Below are 17,271 nucleotides of genomic sequence, written 5' to 3'. Positions count from 1 at the left end.
GGACCTCTGCTGAATTGACCAGAGGAACGAGCATGGCCAGCGGCACTGTGAAGTGGTTCAACTCCGAGAAGGGGTTCGGTTTCATCGCCCAGGACGGCGGCGGTCCGGACGTCTTCGCCCACTACTCCAACATCTCGGGCAACGGCTACCGCGAGCTGACCGAGGGTGAGTCCGTCACCTTCGACATCACGCAGGGCCAGAAGGGCCCGCAGGCCGAGAACATCGTCCGCGGCTGAGCTCCGGTCACGACTTCTCCACCGAAGGCGCCCGCACCCCGTGCGGGCGCCTTCGGCATGCCCGGCCGCGCCCGTCAGTCACCGGTCGGCCGCTCCGCCTCCTGCGGGGGCTGGAGGCGGAGCACGACGAGGGCCGTGTCGTCGGTGCTGCCGCCCGGCGGGAGGAGGCTGCCGAGCAGGATGTTGGCCAGCGTCTCGGGCGCGGTGGTGTGGTGGTGCGCGAGGGCGTCGGTGAGCCGGTCCAGACCGGTGTCGATGTCCTCGTGGCGACGTTCGACCAGTCCGTCGGTGTAGAGGACCAGGACGGCGCCGTCCGCGAACGCGGTCCGGGCCTGGGGGCGTGGCGTGTGCTCGGGGTGCGCGCCGAGCGGAGGATCGGTCGCCCGGTCGAGCAGCACCACCGTGCCGTCGGGGTGGCAGAGCGCCGGTGGGGGATGCCCGGCACTGCTGTACGCGAGGGTGCGGCTGTCCCAGTCGATGAAGACGGACACGGCGGTGGTGGACTCGGCGCCGTAGATGTCACGCGCGTACAGGTCGAGCACGTCGAGCGCCTGCGCCGGGCCGTCGGCGACCCGTGACGCCGCCGACAGGGCGCTGCGGAGCTGCCCCATGACCCCGGCGGCGCGCAGCCCGTGGCCGACGACGTCACCGACCGCGACCGCCGTACGGCCGGGCAGGTCGACCAGGTCGTACCAGTCGCCGCAGACGTTCAGCGCACCCGTCGCGGGCCGGTAGCGCACCGCGGCCTGGTGGCGCCCGAGCAGCCGCGGCGTCGGCAGCATCGCCTCCTGGAGATGGAGCGCCACCTCGCGTTCGCGGGCGTGGGCCCGCCGCAGCCGCTCGTTGACCTCCTGCAACTCCCTGGCCCGCGTGTACAGCTCGGACTCGAGCACCTGCGCGCGGTCTCCGCCGCCGCGGGCGCGAATGAGCTCGGTGACCTCCTCCACCCGGTGCAGCAGCAGGGCCACGGAGCCGTCGGGCGCCAGCACCGCCGTGTTGACCGGACTCCAGTACCGCTCCCGCCACTCACCGGGCCGGTCGGGATCCTCGACGTCGTAGCGCTGCACCGCCATGCTGTCGCGCTCCCCGGTCGCCACGACCCGCTCCAGCGAGGCGCGCAGGTTGCGCATGCCCGTCGCCGACGGATCCTGGGGGTTGTCGGGAAACACGTCGAACAGGTAGCGGCCGACGAGCTGCTCCCGCGTACGCCCGGACACCGTCAGGAACGCCTCGTTCACGTCGGCGTACACCAGCGCCGGGGTCAGCAGCGCCAACGCGCCCGGCATCGCCTGGAAGACCACCTGATAGTCGATCCCGGGTCCGCTCACCATCCACCTGTCCCCGTGCCGCCGCTCCCGCCCTGAGGCTGCTCCCACGCTAGGCGCGGGCCCGGGGCGCGGCCTGCGGTGTTACGCCGTTCGGACTCCTGGCCCGCGTACGCCCCCGCAGGTGCTGCGGCACCTGCGACACCCGCGGCACCTGCGACACGTACAGCACCTGCGGCACCGGGCGCACGCCGCACCGCACCCGTGCGGGGCCTTCCTGTGGCCGGCCGACCCAGCGGCCCTATATCGCTTGCGCGTTCTTCCGTTCACCGTCGCGGGTGGTTCATCGGATGACCGCGCCACCCGTGAACCGCGGAGCGCGTTGGGGTTGCCGTGACGCCCGTGCAGTGACGGTTCTGCAATCAGGACCTGCAGGTTTCAGTGCCGACCCGCGGCCTTGGCGGGGCGGCGGCGTCCGGCGACAAGAGCGACGACCTGGATGGTGGGCAGTGCCGGAGATGTGGACTCGCGCCGATGGACACGACACCCGGTTCGTGGACCGCTTCCCGGGCGGTCACGGCCTGGTCGGACGGGACGGCGAACTCGCGGCACTCCGCGACGCCCTCTCAAAGCACCGCCTGGTCACCGTGACGGGAGCGGTCGGCACGGGAAAGAGCAGCCTGGCCCACACGGCCCTCGCCCCGCCGTCGCGCGACCCCGGACGGACGGTCGTCCGCGTGCGCTGGCACGACGGGATTCCCGTGGGCCGCCGCGCCCTGGCGGGGAGGGTCGCCCGATCCCTGAACCCCGGCGTCCCCCCGCCGGACTCGGCGGATACGGACATCACGACCGTCGCGCGCACCTTCCCGCCCGGCCGGGTCCTGCTCTTCCTCGACGACGTCGACCCCGTGCACACCGAATGCGTCGGCCTCGTCCAGGCACTCCTCATGGCCCTGCCGGCCCTGCGGATCCTGGTGACCGCACGCCGCCCCCTCGGGCTCGGCGACGAGAAGGTCGTGCGCCTGGGCCCGCTCCGCTTCGAGGCCGTACGCGTCGAGGTCCCGGCCCAGCCCGCCGGGGCGCGCCGAACCGAGGACGCGCCCGGCCGGGGAGCGGGAACCGAAGGGACACGAGCCGTACGAGCACGCGGCGAAGGCGTACGAGCCGAAGGCGCGCGAGGCGAGGGCCTACGCGCCGACGGGCCGCGAGCCGAGGCGGTACGAGCCGATGGGCTACGCGCCGACGGGCCGCGAGCCGAGGGCGTGCGAGCCGCCGGAGCGAGGTCCACCCCCGCCGCAGAACTCCTCCTGTCCCGCGCACGGGAGCGGGGGTGGACCGGTGAAACCCCCGATCCCGCGGCCGTGGCACGTGTGTGCCGACTGCTCGAAGGAGTACCCCTGGCCCTCGAACTGGCCGCGGCCCGGCTGGGGGAGTGGACCATGGACGAACTGGCCGCCCGCATCGAGGCCGACCAGTGCGGGCTCGCCGACCCGGCGCCGCTCCTCCGACGGCACCGCTCCCTGCGGACCGCCGTCGGAGCCGTGCACGCCCTGTGCGGACCCGCGGCGCGCAGGGTGTGGCGCCGCGCCGGCGTCTTCGCCGGGCCGTTCACGGAGGCGGCGGCGGTGTTCGTCTGCCAGGACTCGGGGCTCGCACCGCACGAAGTGCCCCCCGCGCTGGCGATGCTGAGCGCGGCGGGAGTGCTCCAGGTGCTCGGCGATCCGGGAGGAGTGAGCAGGCCCCGCTACCGCATGGCCCGTTCCGCCCGTGACTTCGCCGCGGAACGGCTGGCCGCGGCGGGCGAACTGCCGGTCACACGGGACCGGCACGCCGTCCACTTCAGAGGTGTCGCCGCGGTCGCCGAGACCCTGTGGAACACGGGCCTCCAGCGGCAGGCACTGCAGACCGTCCAGGACGAGCACGACGACCTGATGGCCCTGGTCCGCCGCGGGGCGGCCCACACCGAATCCGCCCACACCGGAGTCGAGCACTCCAGAGCCGACCATTCCGGAGCCGACCGCTCCGGAGCCGACCCCGGCCGGGCGGGCGGCGACGCCGCGGACCCCACCGGTCAGGCCGAGACCGCGCTGGAGACCACGCTCCACCTCTGGTTCTGGTGGGCGGTCCACGATCACGCCGCGGAAGGCAGCGCCCACCTGCGGGCCCTGCTGCCCCTGTTCCCCTCCGACAGCGTGCTCGTGGCGCAGGGCCGGTGGCTCGAGGCCTGGCTGTGCGCGGCAGCGGACCCCCGTACGGCGCACGACCTGCTCTCCCTCGCCTGGCCGGTCGCCGTCCTGCACGGCGACGACGCGCTGATCGGCCGCATCGCCCACGTCCACGGCACGCTGGCGTGGGAGCGACGGGATCCGGAAGCCGCCGCCGCGTACTACCGCCAGGCCGCCGACACCGTGCCCGGCGGAGCTCCCGGGGGCCCGCCGCCCATGGTCAGCCTCGCCGCCCTCGCCGTCGTCCAGGCCCACCACGACCCCGCGGCCGCCGCCCGCACCGCCCGCCGCGCCCTCGCCCAGCAGAACGGCCGCAACGACGCCTGGGCCGCCGCCCTCGCCCACTACGCCCGAGCCCTCGCCGACCACCGCGCCGGCCGCACCGCGCGCGCCCGCCACCGGGCCCTCCGCGCGCTCGCCGACCTCGAATCCCGACTCGACGCCCCCCGCGCCCGCACCGCCCTCCGCCACCTCCTGACCGCCCTGGACCGCCTCGCACCGCCGCCCGGCACCCCCGTACCCGCGCCCCGTTCCCAGGTGCGCCCGATGGGCGGGCCACTGCCCTGGCCCACGGTCAGGACGACGGTCCCGACGCCGTTCGACCAGGCCGAGTAGCGCGCCCCCGGTCAACCGCGGCCGTCGGCCGTACGCCCGTTCACCGGGCGATCGGGGTGGTGCCGGTCGCCGCGAGGGAGAGTTCCCAGAGCCGTGCGGCGGCGTCGGGGGCGACGGCGTACTCGCGGACGCCGCCGTCGTCCATGGGCTCGTCAGGGGCGGAGACGCGGGCGACGTCGCAGTCCTCCAGGTAGAGCCCGCCGCGTGCGTCGAGGAGGGGGGACGTGGCTGCCCACAGGCCGGTGGCGGCGCCCTGGGAGGGGGTCTTGAAGCCGGCGCCGACCACGGTGCCGTGCTCGTCCACCCACCCGCGGTCCACCTGCTCCTGGAGGCTCATCTCCCGCTGGAGACCCGTGATGATCCTGCCGGGGTGGAGGGCGAACGCCCGGACGCCGTCGTCGCGTCCGAGGGCGTCGAGGTGGACGGCGAACAGGGCGTTGGCGGTCTTGGCCTGGCCGTAGGCCAGCCACTTGTCGTAGCCGGTACGGAAGTGCGGGTCGTGCCAGCGGATGTCGGTCAGGGTGTGCCCGGCGGAGCTGTTGACCACGACGCGCGCGCCGTCCGCGGCGGCCAGGAGCGGGTAGAGCTCGCCGGTGAGCGCGAAGTGCCCGAAGTGGTTCGCGGCGAACTGGCTCTCCCAGCCGGGCCCGACGAGCCGCTCCGGGGTGGCCATGGTGCCCGCGACGGCCATCAGGACGTCGAGCCGGTCGATCCGTTCGCCGATCCGTGCGGCGGCGGCGCGCACGCTGCCGAGGTCGGCCAGGTCCATGGCGACGACCTCGCAGCGCTCCACGTCCCGGAGAACGGTGCGGGCGGTGTCGGGACGGCGTGCCGGAACGATGACGCGGGCCCCGGCGGCCGCCAGGCTCCGGGTGGTCTCCAGTCCGAGTCCGGAGTAGCCCCCGGTCACCACGGCGGTCGTGCCGGAGAGGTCCAGGCCGTCCATGACGTCCTCGGCGGCGGTGGCGGCGGAGAAGGGCGAACCGAGCGGCCGCTGATCAGTAGGGGTCATGCCGCCGACGCTACGATCTGGAGCGAGGTCTAGATCAAGTCCTAGACTGCCCGGCATGACGACCGCCGAGACCCATGAGGAGCCGCTGAGCATCGGCGAGGTGGCCGAGCGGACCGGACTCAGCGTGCACGCCCTGCGCTTCTACGAGCGCGAGGGCCTGCTGGTCGGACCCGTGCACCGCACGTCGGGCGGCCGACGGCGGTACACCTCCTTCGACGTGGACTGGCTGCTGATCTGCGTCAAACTCCGGGAATCCGGCATGCCGCTCTCCGACCTCGGCCGGTTCGCCGACCTGGTGCGGCAAGGTCCCGGCAACGAGGCGGAACGCCTGCGCCTGCTCGACGCCCATCGCCGGCGCGTCGACGCACAGATCCGGGCGCTGGAGGAGTGCCGTTCCGTCATCGCCTGGAAGGTCGGCGTCTACGCCGAGCACCTCGCCCGCGGTGAGGCCGGGGGGCTCTGGGACCCGACCGCCTGAGGCGAGCACGGACAGCCTGTCGGTGTCGGTGTCGGTGTCGGTGTCGGTGCCGGTGTCATCGCCCGGCGTCCGGCCTTCGGGAACCGAAGCGTCGACGGCGGCGGCGTCGACCACGTCCCGGCCCGCTCCGGCCACGGGCCTCTTGCCGATCGTGGCGGCTCAGGACGCCCCCTCGTCCTGCCGGCGCAGTCGCGTGTTGAGCCGGGCGGCCTCGCGTGTCAGGTGGTCGCGTTCGGCGAGGTTCGGTGCTTTGCGTGCGGCCTCGGCGTACAGGCGCGCGGCCGTCGTGAGGTCGCCGGCGCGTTCGTGGAGGTGGGCCGCGACGGCGGTGTGGCGGGGGAGGGAGTCGTCGAGGGCGGAGAGGGCGGCGAGACCGGCACGGGGTCCGTCGGCCTCGCCGACGGCGACGGCGCGGTTGAGGCGGACGACCGGGCTGTCGGTGAGGCGGACGAGTTCGTCGTACCACTCGACGATCTGCACCCAGTCGGTCTCCTCGGCGGTGGGCGCGTCGGCGTGGAGGGCGGCGACGGCGGCCTGGGCCTGGTACTCGCCCAGCCGGTCGCGGGCGAGCGCTGCCTGAAGGATCTCGATGCCTTCGGTGATCGCGGCCTCGTCCCACAGGCCGCGGTCCTGCTCGGCGAGGGGCACCAGGCTGCCGTCGGGCGCGGTCCTCGCGGCGCGCCGGGCGTGGTGGAGGAGCATGAGGGCGAGCAGGCCCGCCACCTCGGGGTGGTCGACGGAGGCCGCCAGCTGCCGGGTGAGCCGGATGGCCTCGGCGGAGAGGTCGACGTCGCCGGAGTAGCCCTCGTTGAAGACCAGGTAGAGGACGCGCAGGACGGTGCCGACGTCGCCGGTGCGGTCAGGCGTTCCCCGACCTTCCGGCTCCGTTCGGGCGGAGGGGAACCCGACGGCGGACACGGTGCGCTTGGCGCGGCTGATCCGCTGGGCCATCGTCGCCTCGGGCACCAGGTACGCCCGGGCGATCTGGCGGGTGGTGAGCCCGCCGACGGCGCGCAGGGTGAGCGCGACCGCCGACGACGGCGTCAGCGACGGGTGGGCGCACAGGAAGTAGAGCCGCAGGGTGTCGTCCACCGCGGGCACGGGCCCGGGCGCCGGCTCCTCGTCCACCCGGTCCTCACGCCGGCGGCGCGCGGTGTCCGCCCGGGTCGCGTCGAGGAACTTGCGCCAGGCGACGGTGACCAGCCAGCCCTTCGGGTCCTGCGGAGGGCCGGCCGGCCAGACGCGTACGGCCTCGACCAGGGCGTCCTGCACCGCGTCCTCGGCCGCCGCGAAATCCGCTCCGCGGCGGACGAGGATCGCGAGGACGACCGGGGTGAGGCGGCGGAGCAGGGCCTCGTCCATCGGCGGGGTCACTCCGTGACGGTGGGCGGCTCGGCCAGGAACGGACGCAGCTCCAGCCATTCGTGGATCGGCTTCCCGCCCGCCCCGGGGGCGGCCGAGAGCTCCCCGGCCAGCTCGACGGCGCGCTCGTAGCTGTCGACGTCGATCACCATCCAGCCGGCGATCAGGTCCTTGGTCTCGGCGAACGGGCCGTCGGTGACCGGCGGGCGTCCCTCGCCGTCGTACCGGACGAACGTCCCCTCGGGGGCGAGCGCCTGCCCGTCGACGAACTCGCCGGTCCCTTCGAGCCGGGTCGCGAAGTCCCGCATGTACCGCATGTGGGCCGAGATCTCCTCCGGCGTCCACCGCTCCATGGGCACGTCGTTCACCGCCGCCGGGGCGCCGCGGTAGTGCTTGAGCAGCAGGTACTTGGCCATCGTCTTCTCCTCGGTGCTCGTGCGACCCATTCTGGTCGCCTTCACACCGGGGACGGAGCGGGCCACGGCTTCTCGACATCACCGCGCGGACTTTTTCGGCGGATCGCCGCCGTCCGGCTCACGAGGGGTTGAGGAGCCGGAAGACGATCACCCGTCCGGCGGGGTCCAACCGGAACTCCGCGTCCTCCGCCGACGCCCCAGAGACCGCCGCCGCCTCGAACGCGGCACTGGTCTGCCACCGGGTGCCCGCGCCGGCGCCCGGCGGGGGCGTCGGCGGAGGCTCGGCCGCCTCGGTCCACGCGTACTGCTTCGTGAGCCGTCGTACGTCGGCCTCCGTCAGGCGGGCGAACCCCTTCAGCTCGAGGTCGGTGGGCCCGGGCACCCTCGGATCGGCGACCCCCAGCGGCTCGTACGTCCACTCGACGCTCTCCACGTCCCCGAGCTGCGGCAGCGACGAGGCGATGGGCGCCTCGTCGTGGCGCACCTTCGGCGGCGCCTTCTCCGGAGCCGCCCCGGACCGCCGCTCCCCGGTGCACCCCACCGCGGTCGTCAGCGACAGCACCACGAGCACTCCGGCGCACGCCTTCCTGGCCCGCATGATCGTTCCCCCTCCGATGCCCAGCCCGCGCGCCCGGTCGGCGCGCTGCTCCACGGGACACGCCCTCCCGGACGGTGACGGTTCCGACCGGGGCTCCGTGACGACGGGCCGGGCTGCAAGGCCGTGGCCGGCCCCGGAGGGCGACGGCCGTCCCCGCGGCGCACTTTCCTGCCCGGATCCCCTTACCGGCAGGGGGGTTTGCCCTTAGCCTCACCCTTGCGCGCAAGTTACCTGCCAGTTAATGAATCTGTGATGGGCGCACCGGGCCCGGAGGTCGACATGAGTTCCGCGCAGTATCCGCTGGAAAGCCGCCCGCACTCGGTGGCGCACCTCTTCCTCTCCAGGGTCGAGGCCACACCCGGCCGGGAGGCGTACCGCTACCCCGTGGCGGGCGCCCCGGGGGCGCACGGCTCCGAGGAGTGGCGGTCCCTGACGTGGGCGCAGACGGCGGAGCGGGTGAACGCCATCGCGGCCGGCCTGCTGGCGCTGGGGCTGCGGCCCGAGGAGCGGGTGGCCATCTCCTCCTCGACGCGTATCGAGTGGATCCTGGCCGACATGGGGGTGATGTGCGCGGGAGGCGCCGCGACCGCCGTGTACCCGAGCACCAACGCCGACGAGACGGCCTACATCCTCGCGGACTCCGACAGCCGGGCGATCTTCGTCGAGGACGCCGCGCAGCTGGCCAAGGTGGCCGAGCACAAGGACCGCCTGCCCGGCCTCGACCACGCGATCCTCTTCGACGCCGAGGCGGACCCGCCCCTGATCGAGGGGATGGAGACGCTGACCCTCGCCGAGCTGGAGCGGCGCGGCGCGGCGCACCTGCGGGACCACCCGGACGCGATCGGGGTGACGGTCCGGGCCATCGAGCCGGACCGACTCGCCACCCTGATCTACACCTCCGGAACCACCGGCCGCCCGAAGGGCGTGCGGCTGGTGCACGACTGCTGGTCCTACCAGGGCGTCGCGCAGGAGGCCACCGGCCTCGTACGCCCCGACGACGTGCAGTTCCTGTGGCTTCCGCTGTCCCACGTCTTCGGCAAGGCCCTGATATCCGGTCAGATCACGTCCGGTCACGTGATGGCCGTGGACGGGCGGATCGACCGCATCATCACCAACCTGCCCACCGTCCGGCCCACCGTGATGGCGTCCGCGCCGAGGGTCTTCGAGAAGGTCTACAACGGCATCGCGTCCAAGGCGAGGGCCGAGGGCGGGGCCAAGCACAAGATCTTCCTGTGGGCGGCGAAGGTCGCCCGCGACCACGCCAGGACCGGGCAGGAACGGATGGTCGCGACCGGGCGCCGCACCGTGCCCCTGTGGCTCTCCGTCCAGCACGCGGTGGCCGACAGGCTCGTCTACGGCAAGATCCGCGCCGCCTTCGGGGGCCGGCTCCGCGGCAGCGCCTCGGGCAGCGCCGCACTCGCCCCCGACATCGGCTACTTCTTCGCCGGCGCGGGCGTGCCCGTACTCGAAGGCTACGGACTGACCGAGACCAGCGCCGCCTGCACCGTCAACCCCGCCGACGACTTCCGGGTCGGCACGGTCGGCAGGACCCTCCCCGGCACCGAGGTCCGCATCGCCGAGGACGGCGAGATCCTCCTGCGCGGCCCCGGCATCATGCGCGGCTACCACAACCTCCCGGACAAGACCGCCGAAGTGCTGGAGGCCGACGGCTGGTTCCGCACCGGCGACATCGGCGACGTCGACAAGGACGGCTTCGTCCGCATCACCGACCGCAAGAAGGACCTCTTCAAGACCTCGGGCGGCAAGTACGTGGCCCCCACCGAGATCGAGGGCCGCTTCAAGGCCGTCTGCCCGTACGTCAGCAACATCCTGGTCATCGGCAACGGCCGCAACTACTGCACCGCCCTGATCACCCTCGACGAAACCGCGATCATGCCCTGGGCGGCGGCCCACGGCCAGGCCGGCCGCGACTACGCCGAGGTCGTCTCCTCCCCGGACACCCACGCCCTGATCGACGGCTTCGTGCAGCGCGTCAACGGCGACCTCCAGCGGTGGCAGACCATCAAGAAGTTCTCCGTCCTCCCCCGCGACCTCGACGTCGAACACGGCGAGCTCACCCCCAGCCTCAAGGTCAAGCGGCCCTTCGTCGAGAAGGAGTACGCCCACCTCGTCGAGGCCATGTACGAAGGTTCCCGCGAGGCCTGACACCCCGGCCGTGCCGCCCCTCCGCCCACCGGGGGAGGCGGCACGACCGCGCCCCCTCGGCCCGTGCCCCGGTCAGGCGCCGTGCGGTGCCACCAGGCCCGACTCGTAGGCGAAGACGACGAGTTGGGCCCGGTCGCGGGCCCGGAGCTTGGTCATCGCCCGGTTGACATGGGTCTTCGCGGTCAGCGGGCTGATGACCATGCGGTCGGCGATCTCGTCGTTGGACAGGCCCTGCGCCACCAGGACGACGGCCTCGCGTTCCCGGCTCGTCAGCTCCCGCATCCCCGCGTCCGTGCCCGTGGGGACGGGCCGGCTGACGTACCGGTCGATGAGTCTGCGCGTGATCGACGGTGCGAGGAGCGCGTCCCCACGGGCGGCGACGCGCACGGCGTGCAGGAAGTCCTCCGGCATGACGTCCTTGACGAGGAACCCGGCGGCGCCGGCCCGCAACGAGTGGAAGACGTACTCGTCGAAGCTGTAGTTCGTCAGGATGACCACGTGCACCCCGGCCAGGTCGGGGTCCGCGGCGATGCGCCGGGTCGCCTCGATGCCGTCCACGGCCGGCATCTGGATGTCGACGAGCGCGACGTCGGGCAGGTGCTTCCTGGCCAGCTCCACGCCCTCACCGCCGTCGGCGGCCTCGGCCACCACCTCGATGTCGTCCTCGAGGTCGAGGAGCGCGCGGAACCCGCTGCGGATGAGGGGCTGGTCGTCGACCAGCAGCACACGGATCACGACGTCCGGTCCACGGGGAGCTCGGCCCGGACGGCGAAGCCGCCGCCGTCACGCGGCGCGGCCCGCAGCCGGCCGCCCAGGGCGGTGACGCGCTCCCGCATCCCGAGCAACCCGAGGCCCGGCATCGGGACGGCACCGGACGCGGCCCTTCCGTCGTCGACCACGGCTATCACGAGGGCGTCCGGACGGCGGTCGATCCGGACCGACGCCGTGGTGGCGTCCGCGTGGCGGGCGACGTTCGTCAGCGACTCCTGCACGATCCGGTACACCGTCCGGTCCACCGCGGCCGACACGTCGAGGGGCGCGCCCTCGACCGTCAGCGTCGCGTCCAGGCCGAACGTACGGGCCCGACGCACCAGTTCCGGGACGTCGTCGAGCCCGCGCGGCGGGGTCGTGTCGTCGTCGCGCAGCGCCTCCAGCGTGGCACGCAGCTCCCGGCTCGCCTCGCGGCCGGCCTCCTGGATCGCGAGGAGCGACGCCGGCACGTCCTCGCCCCGCTTCCGGGCCACGTGCACGGCGACCTCCGCCTGGACCTTGATGACCGAGATCTGATGGGTGAGCGAGTCGTGCAGCTCCCGCGCGATGCGCAGCCGCTCCTCGTCCGCACGGCGCCGCGCGGTCTCCTCCCGGGTCCGCTCGGCCTCGTCCGCCCGCTGCTCCGCCTGCCGCAGCGCCTCTCCCGCGGCGCCCGCCGCGACGAGCCAGGCGATCTCCAGGGCGCCGCGTGCCTGCGCGAACGCCTCGCCCGTGCCGTGCGATCCCGACGCCAGGGCCGCGAGCGGCAGCAGCGCCAGCACGACGACGCTCACCACCACCGCGACCGTACGGTGCCCGGCCCGCACGGCCGCGTACACGGCGAACAGGTACGCCACGGCCGCCACGTCGAAGCCCGCCGCCTGGTACCCGACGGCGCACGCGCCCGTGGCCCCCAGCACGGCGACCGGAACCCTCCTCCGAGCGGCCAGCGCGAGCCCGCCGACCGCGAGCAGCGCGTACCCCGCGACGGCCCGCCCGCCCGAGGCGGAACCCTGCTGGGAGAGCCCGGTGACCACGAGCGTCGCCGCCAGGCCCACCGCGACGACCCCGTCACCGAACCGGGCCCGCAGCCGGGCCGCACCTGCACTCATGCGGGCACCCTAACCGGCCGCCGCCGCGGGCGAGTCAGCCTCGGAGACGAGCCACCCGCTACCACGTGCGCAGTAGTTCCCCGCCGTCTGCGGCATCCGCGGTAGCCGCGTGCCGCGCCTGCGGCAGCGCGAAGTGTCCGCGCCCGGCGGACGACCGGGGCCGCCCCCGCCGGACATGCTCAGGTGACGACGAGCCGTCCGCGAAGGCGACGACGCCCCGTCCAGCGAACGCGACCAATGCCCGGTCCCGCGACCGCGGCCGTGACCGACGCCCGCGACCGTGACCGATGCCCCGTGCCGCGGCCGCGACTGCGGCTGACGCCCCGTGCCGCGACCGCGACCGCCGACCCGCCCCGAGAAAGAGGAGTCCTTCCATGTCCGCTCGACTGCCCGCCCGCCGCCTGCTCGCCGCCGTCTCCACCGTGTGGCTCGCCGGCATCGCGCTCGCCGCACCCGCGACCGCCCGCGCCTCGGCCCCGCCGCTTGCCGCCGCCGTCTACGACTTCGGCCCCGGGCGCGCCGGATCCTCCGTGGGCGCACTGCTGGGACTGGCCGGCGCGGTGATCGGTTGGCTGGCCGTGTCCCGTCCCGCCGGCCGCCTCGGTGTCGCCCGCGGGCAGCTCGGGGCCAGGGCGGCCGTGGCGGCCGGGCTGGTCGCCACGGCCGTCGGCGTCCTGGTCGCGGCCACGGCCGACGGGGGTCTCGGCACCGGCAACGGGCTCGGCGGCGCCTACGTGGCCATCCTCGTGGGACTGGCGAGCACGACCCTCGGCGCACGCGCGACGTCCCGGGCGCGGCGTACCCCCTGACGGCCCCACCGGGCCGGCGGTCCGCGCATCGAGGGCGTGTATCGCGGACGTATCGGAAACCGCATACGCCACCGCAACAGCGCGTCGGCTCCCCTGGGAGCATGAACCCCAACCCACCCCCGTCGACGCCGCCCCGTCGCACGCGCGGGATCGTGCTCCTCGGCGTGGCGATCCTCGCCCTGGCGGGAGCCCTGTTCGCCGTGCGCGGGCCGCTGATGATGTCCGCCCCGCGCTGCATGGCCGGGCGGTGGCACGGGTGCTACGACACGTTCAACGGCGTGGTGCTCATGACGCTGGTCGCGCTGCCCTTGGCCGTACTCGTGGCGTGGGCGCTCGCGCGCCGTCGGCGTGCCGGAGGGGTCGGGTCGGCGTGGCGGCTGTCGCTCGCCGAGGTGGGCATGGTCCACGGGACGGTGCCGTTCCTGTGGCTGACGATGATGCCGGGCGGCGCGGCGGGCACCGCGCCCGCCCGGGTGGCCCTGGTGCCGCTGAGGGACCTGGTCTCGATGGGGGCGCTGGGGATCGCCGGCAACCTGCTGGTCTTCGCGGCGCTGGGGTTCTTCGCCCCGATGAGGTTCGCGGCGCTGGCGTCCCTGCCGAGGATCCTGGCGCTCGGGGCGGGCTGCTCGGCCCTGGTCGAGACCGCGCAGTACGCGCTGCGGCTCGACCGGGTGTCCTCCGTGGACGACGTCCTGGTCAACGCGGCCGGCGCCGTACTGGCCGCACTGGCGTCGCGACGCTGGTGGCGCACCACGCGCGAGGCACCGCGATCGGACCCCCGTCGCCCCGTGCCGGAACCGGTGGGCTGAGGGCGCGCCCGCGGTCGACACGTCCTCGCGCACGCCACCGCATACGGTGGCGATATGCGGTGCTGCTTAGGCTTCGGACATGCGTGTACTGATCGTGGAGGACGAGCCCTACCTGGCCGAGGCCGTCCGTGACGGTCTGCGGCTGGAGGCGATCGCCGCCGACATCGCCGGCGACGGAGACTCCGCCCTGGAGTTGCTGAGCGTCCACTCGTACGACCTCGCGGTCCTCGACCGCGACATCCCCGGCCCCTCCGGCGACGAGGTCGCCCGGCGCATCGTCGCCTCGGGCAGCGGCATCCCGATCCTCATGCTCACCGCCGCCGACCGCATCGACGACAAGGCGTCCGGGTTCGAGCTCGGCGCCGACGACTACCTCACCAAGCCGTTCGACCTGCGCGAGCTCGTCCTGCGGCTCAGGGCACTCGACCGCAGGCGCGCGTACGCACGCCCCCCGGTCCGCGAGATCGCGGGCCTGCGGCTCGACCCCTTCCGCCGCGAGGTCTTCCGCGACGGACGCTACGTCGCCCTCACCCGCAAGCAGTTCGCCGTCCTCGAAGTCCTCGTCGCCGCCGAGGGCGGGGTCGTCAGCGCCGAAGAACTCCTCGAACGCGCCTGGGACGAGAACGCCGACCCCCTCACCAACGCCGTGCGCATCACCGTCTCGGCCCTGCGCAAACGACTCGGCGAACCCCGGCTCATCGCCACCGTCCCCGGCGTCGGCTACCGGATCGACACCGGTGGCGGCACCGCCACCCCGGACGGCGACGCCCCGGACCCCGGTACGACCGCCGGCAGCACGCGTGCGTAGACGCCCGGGGCCCAGCGCCCGCCTCCGCCTCACCCTCAGCTACGCCGGGTTCCTCGCCGTCGCCGGCGCGCTGCTGCTGGTCGTGGTGTGGGTCTTCATCCTGCGCTACGTGCCCGACAACTCCCAGGGCCTCCTCGGGGTCGCCCCCAACCGCTACCTGCTCGTGCGCACCTTCGCACCCGCCGCCGCGGCGGCGATGGCGTTCCTGCTCGTGTTCGGCCTCGTCGGGGGCTGGATCCTCGCCGGGCGGATGCTGGCACCCCTCACGCGGATCACGGACGCGGCGCGGCTGGCCGGGGAGGGCTCGCTGTCCCACCGGATCCGCATGGAAGGCCGCCAGGACGAGTTCCGCGAACTCGCCGACGCGTTCGACACCATGCTCGGACGGCTCGAATCGCACGTCGCCGAGCAGCGCAGGTTCGCCGCGAACGCCTCGCACGAACTGCGCACCCCGCTGGCGATCTCGCGGACCCTCCTGGACGTCGCCCGCAAGGACCCCACGCGCGACCGCGGCGAACTCGTCGCACGCCTGCAGGCCGTCAACACGCGGGCGATCGACCTCACCGAGGCCCTCCTGCTGCTCAGCCGCAGCGACCGCGGGACCTTCACCCGCGAGGGCGTCGACCTGTCCCTCGTCGCCGAAGAGGCCGCCGAGACCCTGCTCCCGCTCGCCGAGCGGCGCGGCGTCACGCTCGACGTCACCGGCGGCACGGCACGGACCAGCGGCTCCGCGGAACTCCTGCTGCGGATGGCGACGAACCTCGTGCAGAACGCCGTCGTCCACAACCTCCCCACCGGCGGCACCGTGTCGGTCCGCACCGAGGCGCATGGCAGCACCGGTGTGCTGCGGGTCGAGAACACGGGCCGCCGGCTTCCGCCGGAACTGGTGCCGACCCTCACCGAACCCTTCCAGCGGGGAACGGAACGCGCCCGCACCGACGAGCACCCCGGCGTCGGGCTCGGCCTGGCCCTCGTCCACAGCATCGTCCGCGCCCACGACGGAACCCTCGACCTCGAACCCCGCGCCGAGGGCGGTCTCGTCGTCACGGTCCGGCTCCCCGCCGCGCCCTGAGGCGAGGTCAGGGAGCGAACGACAGCATGCGGGGCTCGTGCTGGGCGTCGTCGCCGCTCACGCCCGAGGGCGTGAGCACGAGCCGGTCGCCCACGTAGGCGTTCGTCCCGGTGGCTCCCATCCGGAACTCGACCGGCGCGGTGGACGCGGGCAGTTTCAGCACGTCCTTGATCGTGTCCACGCCTCCCGGACCGACCCGGAAGACCCGCCCGGGTCCGCCGAGCGTGCCCACCTGGTAGACGGTCCCCGTCCTGCCCGGTCCCGCGCGCAGCGGGAAGTAGCCGTACGAGGTGCCCTCCGACTTCACGCCCCACACCAGCTTTCCGGTGGCGAGGTCGTACGCGCCGACACGGTCGTCCCCGCCGAGGAGGACGAGGCCCGACCCGACGACGGCCTCCCGGCACGCCTGCGCGTCGCCGCTGGTGTCCACGGAGTCCCCGCAGTGGGTGAATCCCTTCGCCCGGGGGTCGATGGTCCTGCGCGCCCGGCCGTCGGGACCGAGGGCGACGACCCGCCAGTCCGCCCCGCTCGTCTCCTTGCGCACGGTCGTGACCACGACCGGGTCGACGGAGAGCACCTGCCCGATGACGTGGCCCGGCTCGGTCCGGTACCGCCACCGGACCTTGCCGGTGGCCGGATCGATCTCCCGGAGCTGGCTGTACGACTTCTCCAGCGCGGTGATCGCGCAGTCCGCGACGACGAGGAGCCGCTTGCCGCCCGCCACCCTGCCGGGGTGGCACTTCCCGGGGTTCTCCATCGGGATGTCGTACAGCCTGGTCCCGTCCGCCACCCGGTACGCGGCGGCCTTCATGCTCTGGACGATCGCGACGGTGCCGGCGCTCACCGCGCTGTCCACCGTGATCGTGCCGTCGCCGGCCCCCGTCTCGGTCAGCTGCGCGCGCCAGCCCGCCTTCCCGGTGCGCAGGTCGATCATCTGGAGCCGGTTGCACCGGGTGCCGGTCCAGGCCTCCACGTTCTTGAGCACGATCACGACCTTGCCGTCGGGCGTCGGGTCGGCCGGTGTCTCGCAGACGGGGGTCGGGAGCGTGACGCTCCACAGCTCGGCGCCGTCGCCGAGCCGGTGCGCGACGACCTTCTTGTAGACGGCCTGGACCGCGGTGTCGCCCACGATCCACAGGTTGCCCAGGGCGATGTTCCGGCGGGGCAGGTCGGTCCGGTCGTCGACGATCCAGCCGCTCGCCTCGCCGGCCCGGCGCCGTTGCGCGATCTCCCCCGTGCCGGGGATGTGCGAGGCCCGCGCCGCGGGCTCCGTCGACGGGGGAGTGGCCGCCGTTCCGGGAGGGCCGGCCGTCCCCTCCGCGACGGGCCGCGATGTCCCGTCCTCCTCGCCTCCCCGTTGCACCAGGTACCCGCCGGCGCCGGCGAGCAGCAGGAGGACGAGACCCACCGCGACGGCCGGCCACCGGCGCCGGCGCGGCCCCGGCGGCGGTGGTCCGTACCCTTCGGACGCGTACGGGTTGTCCGGCACGGGCCAGGGCGGTGGGCTGTGCCTGTACCAGGGTTCTTGCGACTGCGAC

General features: G+C 74.1%; 16 protein-coding genes. 8 read left to right on the top strand and 8 right to left on the bottom strand.

The annotated features are described in order from the left end of the window. The first annotated feature begins 32 nt into the window (after positions 1-32). Complete coding sequence (locus ACFCY7_RS07460) at positions 33-236, top strand: cold-shock protein (protein ID WP_376482176.1); 204 nt, start codon at positions 33-35, stop codon at positions 234-236. Positions 237-310: 74 nt separating this feature from the next. Here the strand turns inward: ACFCY7_RS07460 and ACFCY7_RS07455 are convergent, their stop codons facing one another. After that, the gene (locus ACFCY7_RS07455) at positions 311-1,567 is read right to left on the bottom strand and encodes a PP2C family protein-serine/threonine phosphatase (protein WP_376482174.1); all 1,257 of its coding nucleotides are present in this window, start codon (positions 1,565-1,567) and stop codon (positions 311-313) included. 488 nt (positions 1,568-2,055) lie between these two features. On the opposite strand from ACFCY7_RS07455, the gene ACFCY7_RS07450 reads away from it, so the two are divergent. Beyond that, entirely contained in the window at positions 2,056-4,341 is a 2,286-nt protein-coding gene (locus ACFCY7_RS07450; RefSeq protein ID WP_376482173.1) for an AAA family ATPase, read from the top strand. Between the two features lie 40 nt (positions 4,342-4,381). Here the strand turns inward: ACFCY7_RS07450 and ACFCY7_RS07445 are convergent, their stop codons facing one another. Further along, positions 4,382-5,353 carry an SDR family NAD(P)-dependent oxidoreductase gene (locus tag ACFCY7_RS07445; RefSeq protein ID WP_376482171.1) on the bottom strand — a complete coding sequence of 324 codons (972 nt, stop codon included), beginning with the start codon at positions 5,351-5,353 and terminating at the stop codon, positions 4,382-4,384. Positions 5,354-5,408: 55 nt separating this feature from the next. Between ACFCY7_RS07445 and ACFCY7_RS07440 the strand changes: the two genes are divergently transcribed. Beyond that, positions 5,409-5,831, top strand: a complete 423-nt coding sequence (locus ACFCY7_RS07440; protein WP_376482169.1) for a MerR family transcriptional regulator — start codon at positions 5,409-5,411, stop codon at positions 5,829-5,831. A 159-nt stretch (positions 5,832-5,990) separates the two neighbouring features. Here the strand turns inward: ACFCY7_RS07440 and ACFCY7_RS07435 are convergent, their stop codons facing one another. From ACFCY7_RS07435 to ACFCY7_RS07425, 3 genes are all read right to left on the bottom strand, one after another. After that, positions 5,991-7,193 (bottom strand): RNA polymerase sigma factor, encoded by a 1,203-nt coding sequence (locus ACFCY7_RS07435; protein ID WP_376482240.1) that lies wholly within the window; start codon positions 7,191-7,193, stop codon positions 5,991-5,993. Positions 7,194-7,201: 8 nt separating this feature from the next. Next, positions 7,202-7,609, bottom strand: coding sequence for a YciI family protein (locus ACFCY7_RS07430; protein ID WP_376482238.1), 408 nt, complete (start codon positions 7,607-7,609; stop codon positions 7,202-7,204). A gap of 118 nt (positions 7,610-7,727) precedes the next feature. After that, positions 7,728-8,261: a hypothetical protein gene (locus ACFCY7_RS07425; RefSeq protein ID WP_376482167.1), complete on the bottom strand. Its 534-nt coding sequence runs from the start codon at positions 8,259-8,261 to the stop codon at positions 7,728-7,730. Positions 8,262-8,486: 225 nt separating this feature from the next. Between ACFCY7_RS07425 and ACFCY7_RS07420 the strand changes: the two genes are divergently transcribed. Further along, positions 8,487-10,373, top strand: a complete 1,887-nt coding sequence (locus tag ACFCY7_RS07420; protein WP_376482166.1) for an AMP-dependent synthetase/ligase — start codon at positions 8,487-8,489, stop codon at positions 10,371-10,373. 72 nt (positions 10,374-10,445) lie between these two features. Here ACFCY7_RS07420 and ACFCY7_RS07415 read toward each other — a convergent pair whose 3' ends face one another. Together ACFCY7_RS07415 and ACFCY7_RS07410 are read right to left on the bottom strand one after the other, a co-directional pair. Then, entirely contained in the window at positions 10,446-11,108 is a 663-nt protein-coding gene (locus ACFCY7_RS07415) for a response regulator (RefSeq protein WP_376482164.1), read from the bottom strand. Beyond that, positions 11,105-12,235, bottom strand: coding sequence for a sensor histidine kinase (locus ACFCY7_RS07410; RefSeq protein ID WP_376482162.1), 1,131 nt, complete (start codon positions 12,233-12,235; stop codon positions 11,105-11,107). Before ACFCY7_RS07410 ends, ACFCY7_RS07415 begins: the two co-directional genes overlap by 4 nt. Positions 12,236-12,609: 374 nt before the next feature. Between ACFCY7_RS07410 and ACFCY7_RS07405 the strand changes: the two genes are divergently transcribed. The 4 genes from ACFCY7_RS07405 to ACFCY7_RS07390 all read left to right on the top strand — a co-directional run bounded on the left by ACFCY7_RS07405 (position 12,610) and on the right by ACFCY7_RS07390 (position 15,733). Continuing rightward, the gene (locus ACFCY7_RS07405) at positions 12,610-13,044 is read left to right on the top strand and encodes a DUF6223 family protein (RefSeq protein WP_376482160.1); all 435 of its coding nucleotides are present in this window, start codon (positions 12,610-12,612) and stop codon (positions 13,042-13,044) included. Between the two features lie 101 nt (positions 13,045-13,145). Beyond that, entirely contained in the window at positions 13,146-13,853 is a 708-nt protein-coding gene (locus ACFCY7_RS07400; protein ID WP_376482158.1) for a VanZ family protein, read from the top strand. A 79-nt stretch (positions 13,854-13,932) separates the two neighbouring features. Beyond that, positions 13,933-14,661 carry a response regulator transcription factor gene (locus tag ACFCY7_RS07395; protein ID WP_376482156.1) on the top strand — a complete coding sequence of 243 codons (729 nt, stop codon included), beginning with the start codon at positions 13,933-13,935 and terminating at the stop codon, positions 14,659-14,661. After that, on the top strand, positions 14,654-15,733 hold the full coding sequence (locus ACFCY7_RS07390; protein ID WP_376482154.1) for a sensor histidine kinase: 1,080 nt from the start codon (positions 14,654-14,656) through the stop codon (positions 15,731-15,733). The genes ACFCY7_RS07395 and ACFCY7_RS07390 overlap by 8 nt, the downstream gene beginning before the upstream one ends. A gap of 7 nt (positions 15,734-15,740) precedes the next feature. Here ACFCY7_RS07390 and ACFCY7_RS07385 read toward each other — a convergent pair whose 3' ends face one another. After that, positions 15,741-17,222 carry a PQQ-binding-like beta-propeller repeat protein gene (locus tag ACFCY7_RS07385; RefSeq protein WP_376482153.1) on the bottom strand — a complete coding sequence of 494 codons (1,482 nt, stop codon included), beginning with the start codon at positions 17,220-17,222 and terminating at the stop codon, positions 15,741-15,743. Positions 17,223-17,271 lie beyond the last annotated feature (49 nt).

The organism is Streptomyces sp. NPDC056361, from assembly GCF_042262805.1.
Taxonomy (GTDB): domain Bacteria; phylum Actinomycetota; class Actinomycetes; order Streptomycetales; family Streptomycetaceae; genus Streptomyces.
Note: the sequence above shows the minus strand (reverse complement) of the source record. Positions and strands in the feature narration are given on the sequence as shown.